This window comes from Zunongwangia sp. L-65 (assembly GCF_056859415.1).
The window spans coordinates 104,217-121,805 of the sequence record NZ_JBSXOK010000059.1 but is presented as its reverse complement, the minus strand read 5'-3'; the positions used below and the strand labels follow the sequence as shown (position 1 = coordinate 121,805).

Sequence of the window (17,589 nt, the reverse complement as noted above, 5' to 3'; positions counted from 1 at the left end):
CGATGAATGCTAAATTTTATCTGTAACTGGAAGATAGTGACTATCAATAGTCATTTTTATTTCTTGAAAGGGCATGTTTCCAATAAGCCTATTTTAATGTTTTCCATTTTTTGAGCATCTGGTAAACTAGGATAACTGGTAAACAGCATTTCTAATTCTGAATATGTATATGGCGTTTGCCGAATTTCGGGTTTGTAAAAAGAAAGTTGAACCGATTCCATATAATCCTGATATTTGATATCATCTCCAAAAACCTTATTAGAAAATTTTTGCCAAATAGCAGGAATGTTATAAACATGGCTCACAATCAAACCATGTAATGAAGACGATATTATATTCTCACATTCCATGATTTCAATGGTAGTTTTTTCAACGTCATTAGTCATTAAATCAATAACTTTTACATCATCAAATTCATTAAACCAATCTTTGATCTTATCATAATCATTATAATGCGGTATCACTCCATAACGTATCTTTTTCTCTACAGGAGGATTAAAATATTTGGAAAGTAATAACGCAGGATCTCCATAAACTTCTGGGACCTGATAACCAAGATTGATCAAAAACATACGCGTTTGAGGTCCACGTACAGCTAAAAACTTTGCATTTTTTATATGGTATTCTTTGCTAATTATACCGCTTCCCCAAACAATACATTTTTTATTTATATGAGTTAAAATGCTGCCTACAGTCACATAGATTGGGGAAAAATAATCCTTATAACTCCACTTTTTTGGCCAGGCAAATTCAACGTTCTTACCTGATATTTTTTCAACAAGATATTTCCCCAACATATCGCCATAATTTTCTTTTGGTTTTTGTTGAATTATACGCTCATTCCACCAAAAAAGTCTGATATTTTTCATTTGCTTTTAATCAATTGTTTGATGTTCTTCTTTTTTTTATCTATTCTCATTTTTTGCACCATAACCAGATGTTTTACCTTTATTTTATTGTATTTTTTTAATTGAGAATATAGTTCTCCAATATCTACATTTTCTTTTCTTTTTAAGATAATTTCAGAAATACCTAAATCTCTATGTGAGTTATAAGTTTCCATATCGAAAACTTCAGAAAATTCATGTAGTTTATCTATCAGTTCTAAACTGATTAGAGTTCTTAAACATTTATAACATCTTGAGCAATTCAATTTTTTAGCGTTAGGATCAGGAGATACACAAACATCTAAAAAATGGTTAACTTCTTTTTCATTAGAAATTAGTTTTACTCTTTCAAACCGTGAGTATTGAACCATAGATGTACTAAAACTTATTGTTTCGGTTTCCAGTAACTTATTAATATATATATCCCAACCACTCCCATCTTTGGAGTTTACACTATGATATTGCACTTTTTGAGCAGAAGCATATATATAATGACTGAAAAGATTTTGTAAATTTAAAATACAGGATAGATTTCTTATACTATGGCTACTTTGAAATTCAATCTGTATAATTTCACTTAAATTTGTAGTGATTTCGATGATATTTTTTCCTATCCTTTCAGAAAAAAGCATCGCATTATCTAACCTTCTTTTAAAAATTAATTTAGATTTTCGATCTGCCCAATGTCCATGTGATCCAGCATTTAAATAAACTAAATAATCGATAGGGTAAGCTTCGTCATTTAGATGCGAAAAAATTGTAGACATAGAATCTACTCCGCACGATACACCAGTTCCGACCTTTGATTCAGATTCTAAAGGACTATAATTTAAATTTTTGCATTTTAAATTAATAACTGAAAAATGATCATGTATGGTAGAAAATATAGGGATAAAATAATTTAGCAAATTATAATATAATTTTGCAGATACTTTTCCATCGATTTCAATATTTTCTCCATTTTTCATAGCAAGAAGCACTAATCCTACTAAAAAAGCATCGCAATTCTCTGTCACTAAAAAATTATAGTACTCTTTAGGGAAGTCATAATAAAGTATTTTTTCAGTCTCATGAATAGTAAAAATACATTCTACACGACATTTATCATCTAGAATTCTTTTTTGAGGTGATTTAATTATCATATAGTATTTCTTTATATTTTGAGATCACCTTTAATTTGATCATTTCACGCTCATAATTTTTTCTCAAATTTGAAAAATTATAATTTAAACCTTCATCTATATCATCTAAAAGAAAATATTGATGAAGAACTTGTTTTATATTATCTACATTTTTAGCGTCTTGAATAAGCAATCCATTAAATCCATCTTTAATAATTTCACTTGTTGCATTGCCAGGATTAGATTGAATTGGAAAAGCACCATAGCAAATAGCTTCTAACAATGTATTGGGCATTCCGTCAGACAAACTGTTTCCTATATACAGTTTTGCTTTACTCATAAGTTTGATTAGTTCAGAATGGGGAATAAAATCATATACTCGAGCTTTTTTGGCCCAGAATTCATTTTCACTACAATAAGTTTTCACAGCAGGTGATGCCCCAAAAATTATAACATTATAATCTATTATTTCCTTTTTAAAGAACGCTAATGCTTTTAAGACGTTAATTGCTTTACCTAATTTATTATCATATCCCTTTATTAAAATTATTTTTCTTTCATTAAAAGGTATTGGCTGAATTTCGTCTAAAAAAAACCCACCTCCACCCGGAAAAACCCCTAAGAATTCTCCGCAAAACCCTTTAACCTTAGCAATATTGTAGTCTCTTTTACAATCTGTGATTAAAAAATTTACCCGAGATAAAATTTTTTTTAAATTTTCTTCAAAATTGATTTTGTTATTTTCATAATAAATGTCGCTCCCCCAGGTGGAAAATAGCCATAAAATATCATTGCCAATCATTGAATTAAAAATAGGCAGGCAACCATGCTGAAGTGCAAAACTATGTACTAAATCGGGTTGAATTTTAGCAAGTGTTTTATCAAATTCTGAAGCAATACTACGCTCGTTAATTTTTTGAATCCAACGATATACACTCGGAAGTTTCGATTTTATAAAAATTCGACCGGGAACATCCCATTTCATTTTCCAATTAGTAATTTGATGTATCCAGCTAATACGTTCTATACTTTTACCGGCTCCGGTAATATCAAACCAATACACTTCAAAATCACTATCTTTTAGCTGATCCACCCATCTAAAAAAATGCAAACTGGGCATCGATACCATTAATATTTTCTTTTTTTTAGGCATCGGGTACAATTTTTAGCATTATCTCTTCCTTTTGCCAATCGATTTTATAGTGGTAAGATGCCAACCTATGTTGTTGAATAATTGCTTCTAAAAGCTTATTGTTGATGAAGTCTAGAGAATACGTTTGTAGATGTTTTTTGCCAATAATTTTTTTTATCTGATTTTTTATTGATTTTGCGCGATTATCGGTAGTAATTTTAATTTCAGAAGCTTCTTTTAGGCTAGGAAAAATACCGACAATAAAAGCATCGAATTGAAAACATTCTGAAGTGATTTCCAATTTGTTTATTGGTTTTTGTAATTTTTTTAAATTTTCAATATCAGGCATTTTACCCCATTCAAATTCGGGATTAGCTTGGGTAATTTTATGCTGATTTTGCAACACCATATATCGATGATTAATTTTTTCGAGATTGGTATGAAAAGGATATTCACTTTCTTTACTTCGATACTGTTTTGGATGCCATTGATGTTTTACCAGAATTTCCTGATCGTAAAAATATACAGAATGACCGGCATTCTTAAATCGTAAATGCACATCGGTATCTTCTGCACCCCAGCCATGATAAAATTCATCATAGCCATTGATTTTTTTAAGAGTCTCTGTTTTATATAAAGTTGTACCGGTGATTTCCTCATTTCCTAGAAAAGAGGCCTCAAAACCAAAAAAATCGTAATCTTTTAAAGATTCTTTTTGATCTAAGAAAGCGTATTGAAAATAAACAACCTCATAATTCTTTACCAATTGTTTACATTTTTCAATCATTTCCGGATGATATATCAAATCGATATCACCCATTAAAAAATATGAAGTCGTACATTTTTTTAGAGCGATATTAATTGCCTTACTCTTATTCCATAGTTGCCCATAGGTTGGCACAAAAATATAATCTATAAAGTCATATAATTTTACAAGACCTTCTATCTCGGCTGTAAATTTATCTGAACTTCCATAGTTTACCAGAAAAACTTTAAAATCCTGATCGCTTTGAATTTTTAAGGATCCTAAACAACGCTTTACGATTTTTAAATCGCGATTACGATATGTTAAAACGAGGCTAAGCATTAAAAGTCTTGATTAAAGAATCTAATTTGAAATAATATTTATTTTTACGAAGCAAATTAATAGTATGTTTTACCGTATTTAGATAGAAAAGTTTTGGGTAACCCCTTGTATTCAAAATAACAATCATTAATAAGCTTAATACGCATGATTTTTTTAAAAAATTTATTCTTTATTAGGAAAGCTAATTTTGAAGGTTGATTTAATTGAAATTTATTATATTCTAATTTGTTTTTGTTTTGATTAAATTTCACCTCATCCATCCCATTTTCATAAACATTACCCATATGGTAGGCGTAATTTTTAAATGTAGTAAGCTTCCATAAGTCCATATTTAATGGAGCTACATCTAATAAACGCTCGCTGTTATCCCCCATTTTAGCCGGAACAAATTTTTTTACATTATTTAAAATTTCTTTTCTATACGTTGCCACAAAATGGCTCGAACCTATACAAGCTTTCAATCCTCCTTTTTCAATTCCCAAAATATATTGCAAATAATAATGATCCTCATCCATATTCCATCCAATACTCTGATAAAATTTTTGCATCTTCTTTGGTTCCTCTACCTTAAAAAATCGCATTCTTTTTTTAAAAAAATTATCGAATATCACATTGGTGCAAAAATTGGCATACATATTAAATTGAGGTACAATACCTACCATACCTGCTTTAGAAAATGTATTAAAAACCCTGATAGTTTCCTGTTGCCATCCAGACAAAAACATAGTATCGGCATCTGCAATGGTTACCAAGTCAAAATTATGCCCTACCATACCTTTATAGATTGCATTTAACTTCCCGATATTCGAGGTATTGATAAGCTCCTGAATTTTATTTTCACTTTTTAAAGCTGAAAGATAGTTTTCAACTTCAGCGCAACTTCCGTTGTTCACCACAGCGATATAAGTGTACTCTAAATCGACTGTATCAAATATAGATTGAAGGCACTTTTTAAAAATTTTAAAAGCATCTTTAAAGTAATCTTTTTGATTAGGGATATAAACCGGAATAAGGATTTGATGGAAAAATTTAACTTCCGATACAACTTTATCTTTATTTGGATTATGTCCTTTCCTCATCCGATAAAATTAGTATTCAAATTTTTCAGGCTTTTTTTTCTTAAATTCCAAAACAAAAAAGAAAAATTTAATTGCATAATACACGTCTATAAATAATCTTTTAGATCCGTTTAAAAATGTAGCCACAACATTATTAAAAGCTTGTCTCACTTTTATTTCCATATGCCATATTTGATAATTTCCTAACAAATCATTTTTTCTTCGAAAATAAGCCTGAGCTTTCGTTCTGCTTACCTCATAAGCAAATATTACCGGAGCAAATTCTATCTGATATCCCTTTTTAAGTACCCTTTTTGTCCAGTCTTTATCTTCAAAAGTGGGTACTTTATCATTGAATGGAATTTTCTCCCATACCTTTTTTCTAAATGCTGAACCTGTAAAAATTAAGCCCGACTTATTTGGGTCGTTCTCAGCATCTATACTCAGAATATAATTTCGATAATCATTTGGGGCATGCAAACATCTAACACCTGCCAATTTTTTATTAGTATCGAATTTTTCTTTTATTACATCAAAAAATTCAGGACTTACGGGATAAGAATGCGCACTAAATATTACTACAATATCACCTTTAGCCTTTTCAGCTGCAAAATTTGCACTCCCGCCATAAGAAAAGTTTTTTATGGTTTCAAAACGAGCATTAAATTTTTTAGTTACCCTTTCACTACCGTCTGTGGATTCATTATCAACTACTATTATTTCATCAATAGCATGAGAATATCTATTGGTTAGATTGAATAATAAAAATTCTAAATCTTTTGCTTCATTTTTGTTTCGGATAACTACTGAAATCATTTTTTAATAATTCTCTTAAATATTGTATATAATCTAAAAAAAAACGTGTTTTTCACTTTACTATTGAATTGTCTTAATGCTTCATTTTCCTGATATGCTAAAATTGGGTTAGGAAAATTTTCCTGATAAATACTTTTATTCTTCGTATAAACGTAATCATATAATCCAAAATAATATTCTGGGTTATTTTTAAAAGTATTTGTAAGACTACCGGTACTATGCTTACGATAAAAATATAAGACTTTTGGAATATGCTTAATTTTCGATTTATGATTTAAAGCCCTAATCCAAAAATCCCAATCTTCAAATGATTTCAAGTTTTCATCATAACCTTCAGCTTCAGTCCATAAATCTTTTTTAAAAATAGAACAAGCGATGAAACAATTTTGCAATAATAACTGTTGATAGGAGAAATTTGGAAAAACAAGTTTTCCACTTCGTATTCCAAAAAATTCAACATCAAATGAAATTAAATCGAATTCTTCAGATTGAATTGATTTATTAAATTCAGTGACTAAATCTTTATGAATTATATCATCTGAATCTAATGGCATTATATATTTTGTAACTGCAAGAGATATCCCCAAATTTCTTGCACTGGCAAGTCCGCCATTTTTTTTACTAACTACTTTAAAACGATTATCTCTTTCAGACCACAAATCAGCTAGCTTCTTTGAATTATCTGTAGAACCATCATCAACTATAATACATTGCCAATTAGCGTTAGACTGATTTGAAACAGAAATAAATAATGCATTTATAAATTGATCACCATTAAAAACAGGAACAACAAACGTTAAATTAGGTACCCCAGAAAAGTCTTTATCTACCATAGATGCCAGATTAATAATGGAAATTTTTTTTCATTATATTATTGAACTGAAAAATTAAAATTCCTTTGACATCATTTAGATGCCAATAAGTTATTATAAACTGAATGCTTAAAAAAAGGAAATCTATGTTATTCAAGAATTTTTTTCTTCTTAAAGAAGATAAATTTTTAAGATTATTCGAAAAAGTACTTTTATCCTTGAAAAGGAATTCTTTTCCTATCTTATAAAAAAATTTTCTAAAAGAAATATATAATTTCGGATCTTTCTTCATACAATTCAAATAAATATTAATTAATTTGAATAAACTGGTTACTACATTATTTTTATAAGAATCACTTATTATTCTCTCATTTTCGGGCATACGATAAAAATTATCGACCCTGTTTAAAAAATCAAATTCATACCTTTGTTGTATTAAAATTCGAATATAGAGTTCTACATCTTGAAATCTTGCGAGTTTTTCATTAAACCGGTTTTCGTGGATAACCCTTCGGCTCCACATCACACTAAGAGTAGACCACCAAGGGAAATTGTAGCTAGCAAATAAATATAAGCAGTGTTCTGTTTTAGATGAAGTGCCATTTATTGGAAATTTATTATTTAAATCACTTCGTAATCTTGCGGTATCCGCACATACGAAATCTAGCTTTGATTCAATAAGTTTATTTTTTCTTAGCTGAATACACTGTTTCTCTAAAAAATCATCACTATCAAGAAAAATTAGTAAATCACCTTTACTTAATTCAAATCCATAGTTTCTACAAGCATTTGCTCCTTTAGGTTTGTTATCAGGACGATGATGATATTGTATGCGAGCGTCTACTTGGGAATAAAATTTCATCAACTCTTCTATATAATCGGTAGAACCATCATCTACTACAATACATTCCCAGTTTTGATAGGTTTGGGCGATAACAGACTCCAGTGTTTCACCAATAAAATGAGCCCGATTATAAGTTGGAATGATTATGGAAACTAAAGGATTATTCATTTAAAATTAGATCATATAAAGCTGTAAGCTTATTCCCTAATACTTTCGAATCATAATTACTTAAAACAAATTTTCTTCCCTGTTTGCCCATTTCCTTTCTCAACTCTTTATCTGCTATAAGCAATTCTATCTTATCAACAAAACCAGCTATATTTTTTTCTTCAACCACAAAACCTGTTATATCATTTATCATTCCGTATTTCATTCCTCCTACATCTGAAACTATAACCGGTAATTCCATCGCCTGTGCTTCTTGAAGCACCAAACCCTGAGTCTCGGCACGGCCATGCTTATCATGTATTCCTGGGAAAACAAAAAGATCAGATTTATCCATATAATCTAAAACATTATTCTGAGCAAGTGCACCTCTCAACTTTATACTATCTTCTAAAGATTTTTGATTTATATACTCTTCCAATTGAGAAAACATTTCTCCTTCTCCTATAATATTAACATTAATTAAATTACCATTTCCAATTAAGTTTTCTGCAATTTTCACTAACAAATCTGGAGCTTTCAAAGGAATTAGCCTGCCGACAAATAAAATATTCAATTTTTCATTTTCCTTAAAATTATTTTTTTTAAAGTACTGAGTATTTAAACCAACTGGTAAAATTTCAATTTTATTACCTTGAGCTATTCTTTCTAAAAGAGTTTTGGTATAAAAACTATTAACCGTTAGCAAATCGACCTCATCAAATAGTTCTTGATATAAATAAACATATTTATCTAGGAATTTGGGGTTAATATCATATCCGTGAAAAGAGGTAATAAACTTCGCATCAGAAAAAAAACCAAATGATTTCATTTCAGCCACGTATTTCCCAGAAGGACCAAAATGAGCATGAAAAATATCGAAGGAAGCGTTTTTGACGATCCAGCGATAACGAGTATAATTTCTAAGGTTTAAAGCTTTTTTACCATATTTTTTAAAATTGAAAATCCTGAAAATTTTTCTAAAACTAATATGCTCGTGATTTTTCAATAAAAAAGTTAAAAACTCAATAAACCGTCCTATTTTCGAAATCTTCGTTTCTTCCCAATAAATAGTTTGATCTATTAATTTATAATCTAATATGTTCTTATGAATTATAGAATTAGTATTTTTATTAAAAGAAAAAATAGTAACATCATATCCTTCATCAATAAGATTTATTATCTGATTAACAACAAACGTCTCAGATACCGACGGAAAAGATTGAACTATAAAGGCTATTCTCAGTTTTTTCATAAAATCAATCTCTAATAATTCTTCGTCTTAATCTTTTAAAAACTTTTCTAAAAACTAATTTGGACAATATCTTTTTATCAACATGTTTTAAGCCTAAAAAATATAACTCTAAAAATGTTTTATAATCTGCTGTATTAAAAGTAATACATAAGAACATTTTTAACTTTCTTAGTTGATATTCTTTTTTATTTTTTTCAGTTAAAAACGGTTTTAGCAAATCACCGTGTGTTTCAAATAAATGGGATATACAATTCAAATAATTTTTAACATGTTGAGTGTTAACCATACTAAATGCTCTGGATACAGAAGCTTTATCATGAATATTCCAAACAGTCGTATTTTCCGGTATCTGATAAAAAGAATATTGTGCTGCAATTCTTAACCACAAGTGGGTATCTTCCCAAACATTAAATTTTTCTGGGAATTTATGTTCTTCTAAAATATTTCTATGAAGACAAACCGAGTTAATCAATAAAAAATTTTCCCAAATATAGAATATAGGGTTCTTAAACTTTTTTTCATCATAAAAGTCTCTATATACCAATTTCCCATCTCTATTTTCTACAATACCTGTATAAAACATGGCTACCGGAAAATCTTTATTGATGATAGTATCATACAAGGTTTTTAAGTGATAGGGATAGTACTCGTCATCACTATCTAAGAAACAAATGTACTGCCCGACAGCATTTTTAATACCAAAATTTCTCGCAATACTCCTCTCTTCATTTTGTTTATAATAATATCTAACCCGAGAATCCGTAAACGAAGAAATCACTTCTTGCGTATTATCTGTTGAACCATCGTCTACAACAATACATTCCCAGTCATTAAATTCCTGATTTAATATCGAATTAATTGCCGCACTTAGGTATCGGGCTCTATTAAAGCTCGGTATAATTATCGAAAAAAAAGGAGATTGGTGATTCTTATTCATGAAAATAGTCTAAAAATTATAGAATGTAATTTTCTTGAAAATCTCTTATTATCGGTAATTTCAAATTTTCTATATCGGTAAGAGGTAAATTTCTTCTGTTTCTCAATAAATTCAATATAAGTCCTATATATAGGTTTAGGTACAACTTCCTCAACAACCTTCTCCCTCTCTTTCCCCCTCAAGATCAAATTATTACTCATACCAGTCATATCAAAATACGCGACAGGCATATCGATATATTTAACATGGGCATTATTCAATCCTAAGGCTATTAAAAAGAATTTCCAGTCTGAAACGATTTTTAGAGTATCATCGTATAATCCATATTTTTGAAACATTTTTCGATTTATAAAACACGCGCCGTGATTTATTGTTCCTGTAATAAAAGTTTGAAAATTTATTTGCTTACCAGCAACTCCTTTATCTAACTTCAGGTCACCATTTGGAAAAGACTTTATTAAATCTCCATAAACAAAATCACTATCAATTAATTGTTTCTGAACCTCACTAAACACACTTGAATTACAAAGCCAGTCTCCGCTATTTAAAAAATATAAATATTTGCCTTTTGCTATTTTGATACCTTTGTTCATGGCATCATAAATTCCCTTATCATTTTCTGAAATCCAATAATCTATATCTTCATTTTTCTCTTTTAAGTAGTCTTTACTTCCATCTTTAGAGCCTCCATCAATTACAATATATTCGTAATCTTTAAAATATTGATCTAAAACACTTTGCACTGTTTTTTTTAAACCAGACAGGTTATTTAGATTGATTGTTATAACTGTGATAAGAGGCATTGAAATTGAAAATTATAAGAATAACATTAGATATAGTTAAAATGCCTTAATTCCTTAAAAGACTCTTTCTCAAAATAATCAATTAAATTTTCAGGTATTTCATCTTTGTAACTTCCGATTTTCCCTTTACGGATAAAACCTTCTTTAGGTTTCCACTTTTTATCTTCCCACCCAAATTTTTTCTCTCTATCTTTCATTTTTTGAAAAGCATTTCCCTCAACTGTTCTCTCCAAAACTTCATTAGGACGTTCCAAGCCTATAAAATTTAAAACTCTTTTGAGTTGTAAATAAGGATTTTCTATAAGATCTTCATATTTTAAAATAAGGATTTCAGCATCATATGGATTATTAATCCATGCCTTTGTATGCTCATGCCATTTTGAATAAGACAAATGATTTCCATCTATTATTAGATCTTCAAACGAACATTTACGTCCTAATTTGTTATAATACGAATAATAGGAAGCTATTGCATCCCGCCCATCTCGCACTAAATGTATTACCTTTTTCATGTTAGGAGATGGCAGGTTATGACTCTTAAAAAAAGTAATCTCAGAATATCTCTTATAATACTTTTTTGCATGAACATCGGGAACTAAATCCTGAATCAAAGAATCTTGCGCATAAGATGGTTCCAAACCATAAATTAATCCTGCTATCAGGTTTTGCATCCACGTGTTACCAGATTTTGGATAACCTGCAATAAATACATCATGCGCTAATGTATTTTCTATTGGTTCTAAATTTAATTTTTTAAGTTTTTGGTCACTTCTTTGCTCACTTACATTTTCTATCTTATCATCAATATGTAAAAGACCATAAAGTTTATTTTTAATAATCTTTTTTAAATTAATTTTCATAAGACCATCTTATTTTGGGAGCTACTAATCCAGGCCATTTTTCATTAAAATTAGATCCTCCTGCATTATCCCTAATAATATTTAATTCTAACAAATCTACCGGCTTAATAAAATATTTTTTACCAGGTATTCCCGCATTAAAATTTAAAATATAATTTCTATCGTTTAACAAATAGGACGGTATACTAAGTTTTAGGATACTAATCCCCATAGGACAATTGTCTTTTGTAATAAAATGAGAACTCGTCATAAAAACAACTTGATCGTCAGTTGTTTTCACTCTTAAATTAACTCTCATCCCGTTGACTTCAGTGAAAGCTTCAAAAACTATTCGAATAAAAATCTCTTCTGATTGATCAAAAGTTGATCTTATTCTATTCTTAGAATCAAAAATTTCTATTTCTCTTATTTTAAATTCTTCAGTCCCTAAATCTTTTTCATTAAATGTAATTTTCCCAGAGTTTAGCTGAACACTTTCTTGATTCAGGTAAAAATCGATTGCTTTTTTTATATCTCCATTATATACTGATGTACCACTTTCCAAAATAAGTGCCCTATCACATAAAGTTTTAACACTCGCCATATTATGACTTACAAAAAGTACTGTTCTTCCTTCACCACTAGATAAATCCTGCATTTTCCCAATGGCTTTTTTTTGAAATTCCGCATCACCTACGGCTAACACTTCATCAACCACTAAAATTTCAGGTTCTAAATGCGCGGCCACCGCAAAACCTAAACGCACACGCATCCCGCTACTATATCTCTTTACCGGAGTATCAATATACATTTCACAACCGGAAAAGGCAATAATTTCATCAATTTTAGATTTGATCTCCGGCTTCGTCATGCCTAGAATTGCTCCGTTCAAATAGATATTTTCTCTTCCGGTAAGTTCAGGATGGAAACCCGTTCCTACTTCCAGCAAAGAAGCGATTCTACCTTTAGTTTTAATACTTCCTGTTGTTGGAGAAGTAACTCTGGATAATAATTTCAGTAATGTAGATTTGCCTGCGCCATTTTTTCCAATTATGCCTAAAACTTCCCCGGTTTTCACTTCAAAATTAATATCTCTTAAGGCCCAAACATAGTCTTCGCTGGCTTTAGCCGAGCGATCATTTACTGCTCCTACCTTTAAATAAGGATCTTCTTTACCTCTAATTTGATGCCACCACCTGTTAAAATCATGGCTTAATGTACCTGTTCCTACCGTTCCTAAACGGTATTGCTTCGAAATATTTTCAGCTTTTAGTATGACACTCATTACACCGTATCTATAAAATTCTTTTCCGTTTTATTAAATATTATTAAGCCGATGATAAAGAGCATGATACTTATTCCTACGGTATACAGAAACGAACCTAAATTAAAAATCCCTTCATCTAAAATCATATATCGAAATCCCTCTATAATCTGCGTCAAAGGATTTAAACGAACAATCCAGGCAATATCTGGCATCTTTGCTTCCACCTGGCTTAATGGATAGGGAACAGCCGATATATATACCAATAAAGATGTGGCAAAGCCTATCAAAACCGTTAGGTCTCGGTATTTAGTTGTCATTGCAGAAATGATCATTCCAAAACCTAATCCTAAAAGCGCCATTAATAAGACATAAACCGGGAATAAAATAATATTGGAATTAGGGGAAACTGTGCTTCCCTGATAAATATAATAGATGTAGAAAACTATCAGAATTAATATCTGAATCCCAAATTTTACCAATCCGGCAATCACTTTGCTCAATGGTACAATAACCCGGGGAAAATAAACCTTTCCAAATAATCCTGCATTTTGATTAAAGGTATTAGAAGTACTCGTAAAGCATTGATTAAAATAATTCCACGCAGTAATTCCGGTTAAGTTAAATAAGAAATTAGGAACATTCCCCGTTGAAACACTGGCAATATTATTAAACACCAGGGTATAAATAACCGAAGTAAATAAAGGTTGAATAAAAAACCAAAGCGGACCAAGTATAGTTTGTTTGTAAACTGTTGTGATATCACGCTTTACGAACAAAATCAACAAGTCCCTATAACGCCAAATTTCCTGAAAATTAAGATCAATTAATTTTCGCTTCGGCGAAATTTCATATAACCAATTATCATTCATAGCTTCAGTCAATTGGTGATTAGTGATTTGGCGTTTCTTTATATAATTTCTAAAACCAATTAATAATTTCCTAGTTTCAGTTATTAGTTGGAATGTATCGTCTACATCCGAGATAAAATTAAGTCTATATGCTATTTCAAATTGAGTTTCAACTTCCGCTAGAGATCCTAAGGATACATTCAAAAAATAGAGTAATTCCTTATCACTATTTCTACCAGATCCTTCGGCTATATTTGAAACAACTGAAACTGATGCCCTTCTAAGCTGATTTGTTAAACCATACATTTCACTAACAGGAAAATTGGCAGAAATTTTATAAGTAACCTCCACCAATTCCATACTTTTTTTCCACACTTCCAAATCTTTATGATCCATTAAAAAATTAAATCAATTTCACTATTCACCATTAACTCTTAACAATTCACTAATCACTAAAGACCTACTCAAACTTCTGCTTAAATTTTCTCCAGGATTTTTTTAGCTGTGACACTTTAGAAGCGGCTTCTCCATAACCATTATTATAACGATTATAACCATAACCATAACCATAACCATAACCGTAGCCGTAACCATAGCCATAACCATACTTTGCCCTATGCACAAAGTGATTTAATACAAAACTGATGTTTTTTATTTCTCCCTTTGCATATTTCTGATTAATTGACTCTAACATGCCCCTTTTTGTATAATCCTGCCGTACCATATAAATAGTGGCATCTGTATACTTCACCAAATTTAAAGCATCTGCTACCAAACCTATTGGGGGCGTATCTAAAATAATATAATCATAGGTTTCACGAAGTTCCTCTATAAGGACTTCCATCTGGTCGTTCATTAATAGCTCTGATGGATTCGGAGGCACCGGCCCGGCAGTAATAACATCTAAATAGGGAATCTTACTGTGCTGAATAACTTCTTTAGAGGTGGCATCCTGTATTAAATAATTACTTACTCCAAGATCATTATTCAATCCGAAATCATCAAATATCTTTGGTTTACGTAAATCCAGTCCCACCAGGATCGTTTTACGCTCACTCATCGCAAATACAGTCGCCATGTTCATCGCGCAAAATGTTTTCCCTTCTCCCGAAACTGAAGAGGTAATCAATAATGTTTTTGCACCTTCTACCCCCTGTTTTTTATACATAAACTGTAAACTAGACCTTAGCCCCCTAAATCCTTCAGAAATCGAGGATTTGGGACTTTCAAAAACAGCCAGGCTACTATCCATTTTACTTTTACCTATCATTCCTAAAATAGGAATAGGTGATAATCGCTCTACCTCTTGCGCATTATGAATATTAGTATTTAAAAACACCAGTAAAAACACAAAAGTTAAAGGGATAACACCTCCCACCATGACGGCCATCACATAATTCAGCTGGGTATTGGGGCCTATCTTTCCGCCTCCAATATCTTTTGCTTTGTCTATGATAAGTACATCACTCACATTCGCCGCCTTTATCAGTCCGGCTTCATTTCGCTTTTCTAAAAAAAGATTATAGGTACTTTCACTAATATTGTATTTACGTTGAATTTTAAGTAAATCCTGTTCTTCCTTTGGTAATTCCCGTATTTGCTTTTCTGCATTCGAAATACGTCCGTTCACATCCCTGATCTCTTGTTCTAAAAGACCTCGTGAACTATTTATATTTTCGAGTAAAACCGACTTTACACTATTGATCTGTCGGTCGATATCAGCAAAAATAGGAGCGCCTTCTTTTAAGCTATACTGGTAATTACTACGTTCTTCAGCCAGCGTAATCAACCTGGCTACTGCCGATGAAATACTTCCTTCACTTATTCCTGCTACAGATGGTGCGGGGATATTGGAATAATCAGTCCGAGTTTCAAGATACGTTTTCAGCGTTCTATAATACGATAACTGTCGTTCAATTTCTTCTTTTCTGGAATCTAATTCCAGTAATTTTGAGGATAATTGCCGACTTTCAGCTGAAATATCCAAGATTTCATTATCGTTTTTATAAGAATTCAGCTCATTTTCTACCAGCCTTAGCTCTCTGGACTTTACATTTAAGCTACTATCGATAAAGGCAATAGTTTTAGTCGCAAAAAGATTTTTTCTGGCAAGCATATTATCACTAAGTACTTTTACCGAGCCATTTAGATAATCGACTATTCTTGCTTTATTATTCCCCGTTTGAGCCAATTGTAATACGGAAGCTCCGTTAGATTCTGGCTTTACAGCAACATTTTTATATCTGGACACCGCCGAATCAAAATTTAAAAAACTAATATAAAATTTTTTACCTTGTTGTAAAGCATTGTCATTACGCGATATAACCGCATTTAGAAATGGAGTGTTGATTTTTTCACCAAACTGAAATTGTTTGTTAAATGCTGTCTCCCCAATATTTCTTCCTTCCTTTTCTTTTGATCCATAAGACTGAACCGTAAAATTATTTGGAATAGCAGCCGAAATATTAAAATGTTTCTCATCTATCACCTGGATAGTATAATTTACACCTAGTGCCTGAAATTTACTGGTATCTGCCATAACCTCAAAAGGGGTGCTACCATAGGCATCTACTCTTTGATACTCACCGTCCTCTTTGTAATCTATATAAAATCCCAGCCGCTCTACGACTTCTTCATTATGTGTTCTGGACCCTAAAATTGTTATAGCCGTATTTACTTTATCTGAAGTTCCTCCCCAGTTAAACGTCAAACTGGTGTTACTGGTAAAAAATGGATTTTGATCATCTTTTATAGAAATCAAATTCTCTAAGCGATAAACCGGTAACTTTCGCACATTATTATAATAAGCTACTGCCAGACTTACCGTAATAGAGAATAAAATAAGCTTCCAGTAACTTATAACTTTAAGAACAAAGCCCTTAAAATCGAAGGTGGAACCTACATCTGATATGTGATCTTCTTCATGCGCCATTTATAGTCTTGTGAAAATTAATATCATTGATATTGATAATGATATAATTGAAGCAATAGTCCGAAAACTCTCCAAACCAGTTGTTCCAGCACCTAAAGATTTTTGGGGTAATGGATCTACAATAATTAGATCGTTTGGTTGAATATAATAATATTCGCTTTTTACGGCATCCAAATTTGTAAGATCGATATGATGTACCTCTTCCCCATGCGGATATTGCCGTAAAATTTTGACATCTTCCCGATTACCTACATCACTTATCCCCCCCGCATTTGCTATAGCTTCCATAATAGTAACACGTTCTTTATACAAAACATTACTACCGGCACCTATCTCTCCTATAGTCGTATAGCGTATTCCTGCCAATTTAACGGTAACAAAAATATTAGCCTCCTGCTTAAAATATTCAGATAAAAGTCGCTCTTCTATTCGCTCCCTAATTTCTTCAACTGTATAGCCCATTACATTTACTTCACCTAAAGTAGGTACTCGAATATTGCCATGTTCGTCTACAGAAAAACCATCATAGTACATTCTTTCTTCTCCTGTAGCATTAACATTACCTTCATCTATAGGGTTAAACATCCCCACAATGTCCTGATCTAAAGCTTTTACTCGTATACTCAGAAGATCCCCTACCTGCACACGATAAGGTTTATTTAAACGGTGAACTTCAACGATACTATCCACACTAGCTTTCTCTTCCTGTAAATAAGATAACTTTTTTGTAGAAATACACGAGGTCGACAATAATAAAAGTGAAAGCACTAAGAATACTAAATATCTCTGCATAGGGGTATTTGCAAA

16 protein-coding genes and 1 pseudogene are annotated in these 17,589 nt (G+C 31.2%); all 17 read right to left on the bottom strand.

Annotated features, from left to right (window positions below):
• Positions 1 to 56: 56 nt before the first annotated feature.
• Positions 57 to 869: a polysaccharide pyruvyl transferase family protein gene (locus AC13DP_RS09720; protein WP_483067703.1), complete on the bottom strand. Its 813-nt coding sequence runs from the start codon at positions 867 to 869 to the stop codon at positions 57 to 59.
• Entirely contained in the window at positions 866 to 2,029 is a 1,164-nt protein-coding gene (locus AC13DP_RS09715) for a hypothetical protein (RefSeq protein ID WP_483067702.1), read from the bottom strand. Before AC13DP_RS09715 ends, AC13DP_RS09720 begins: the two co-directional genes overlap by 4 nt.
• Entirely contained in the window at positions 2,019 to 3,128 is a 1,110-nt protein-coding gene (locus tag AC13DP_RS09710) for a glycosyltransferase (protein ID WP_483067735.1), read from the bottom strand. The genes AC13DP_RS09715 and AC13DP_RS09710 overlap by 11 nt, the downstream gene beginning before the upstream one ends.
• A gap of 25 nt (positions 3,129 to 3,153) precedes the next feature.
• Positions 3,154 to 4,227: a glycosyltransferase family 2 protein gene (locus AC13DP_RS09705; RefSeq protein WP_483067701.1), complete on the bottom strand. Its 1,074-nt coding sequence runs from the start codon at positions 4,225 to 4,227 to the stop codon at positions 3,154 to 3,156.
• A 56-nt stretch (positions 4,228 to 4,283) separates the two neighbouring features.
• The gene (locus AC13DP_RS09700) at positions 4,284 to 5,306 is read right to left on the bottom strand and encodes a glycosyltransferase family 2 protein (RefSeq protein ID WP_273300124.1); all 1,023 of its coding nucleotides are present in this window, start codon (positions 5,304 to 5,306) and stop codon (positions 4,284 to 4,286) included.
• A gap of 9 nt (positions 5,307 to 5,315) precedes the next feature.
• Positions 5,316 to 6,101 (bottom strand): glycosyltransferase family 2 protein, encoded by a 786-nt coding sequence (locus AC13DP_RS09695; protein WP_273300126.1) that lies wholly within the window; start codon positions 6,099 to 6,101, stop codon positions 5,316 to 5,318.
• Positions 6,098 to 6,934 carry a glycosyltransferase family 2 protein gene (locus AC13DP_RS09690; protein ID WP_483067700.1) on the bottom strand — a complete coding sequence of 279 codons (837 nt, stop codon included), beginning with the start codon at positions 6,932 to 6,934 and terminating at the stop codon, positions 6,098 to 6,100. Before AC13DP_RS09690 ends, AC13DP_RS09695 begins: the two co-directional genes overlap by 4 nt.
• 10 nt (positions 6,935 to 6,944) lie before the next feature.
• Positions 6,945 to 7,925, bottom strand: a complete 981-nt coding sequence (locus AC13DP_RS09685; RefSeq protein WP_273300130.1) for a glycosyltransferase family 2 protein — start codon at positions 7,923 to 7,925, stop codon at positions 6,945 to 6,947.
• Positions 7,918 to 9,156 carry a glycosyltransferase gene (locus tag AC13DP_RS09680; RefSeq protein ID WP_273300132.1) on the bottom strand — a complete coding sequence of 413 codons (1,239 nt, stop codon included), beginning with the start codon at positions 9,154 to 9,156 and terminating at the stop codon, positions 7,918 to 7,920. The genes AC13DP_RS09685 and AC13DP_RS09680 overlap by 8 nt, the downstream gene beginning before the upstream one ends.
• Before the next feature lie 4 nt (positions 9,157 to 9,160).
• Positions 9,161 to 10,093, bottom strand: a complete 933-nt coding sequence (locus AC13DP_RS09675; RefSeq protein WP_273300134.1) for a glycosyltransferase family 2 protein — start codon at positions 10,091 to 10,093, stop codon at positions 9,161 to 9,163.
• Positions 10,090 to 10,896, bottom strand: a complete 807-nt coding sequence (locus AC13DP_RS09670) for a glycosyltransferase family 2 protein (RefSeq protein ID WP_273300135.1) — start codon at positions 10,894 to 10,896, stop codon at positions 10,090 to 10,092. The genes AC13DP_RS09675 and AC13DP_RS09670 overlap by 4 nt, the downstream gene beginning before the upstream one ends.
• A gap of 26 nt (positions 10,897 to 10,922) precedes the next feature.
• Positions 10,923 to 11,756, bottom strand: coding sequence for a sulfotransferase domain-containing protein (locus AC13DP_RS09665; RefSeq protein ID WP_273300137.1), 834 nt, complete (start codon positions 11,754 to 11,756; stop codon positions 10,923 to 10,925).
• Entirely contained in the window at positions 11,746 to 13,020 is a 1,275-nt protein-coding gene (locus tag AC13DP_RS09660) for an ABC transporter ATP-binding protein (protein WP_483067699.1), read from the bottom strand. The genes AC13DP_RS09665 and AC13DP_RS09660 overlap by 11 nt, the downstream gene beginning before the upstream one ends.
• Positions 13,020 to 13,871 carry an ABC transporter permease gene (locus AC13DP_RS09655; protein ID WP_483067734.1) on the bottom strand — a complete coding sequence of 284 codons (852 nt, stop codon included), beginning with the start codon at positions 13,869 to 13,871 and terminating at the stop codon, positions 13,020 to 13,022. Before AC13DP_RS09655 ends, AC13DP_RS09660 begins: the two co-directional genes overlap by 1 nt.
• A gap of 48 nt (positions 13,872 to 13,919) precedes the next feature.
• Positions 13,920 to 14,246: pseudogene (locus AC13DP_RS09650) on the bottom strand (four helix bundle protein); the annotation flags it as partial.
• 64 nt (positions 14,247 to 14,310) lie between these two features.
• The gene (locus tag AC13DP_RS09645) at positions 14,311 to 16,782 is read right to left on the bottom strand and encodes a polysaccharide biosynthesis tyrosine autokinase (RefSeq protein WP_483067698.1); all 2,472 of its coding nucleotides are present in this window, start codon (positions 16,780 to 16,782) and stop codon (positions 14,311 to 14,313) included.
• Positions 16,783 to 17,574, bottom strand: a complete 792-nt coding sequence (locus AC13DP_RS09640) for a polysaccharide biosynthesis/export family protein (protein ID WP_483067697.1) — start codon at positions 17,572 to 17,574, stop codon at positions 16,783 to 16,785.
• Positions 17,575 to 17,589: the final 15 nt, after the last annotated feature.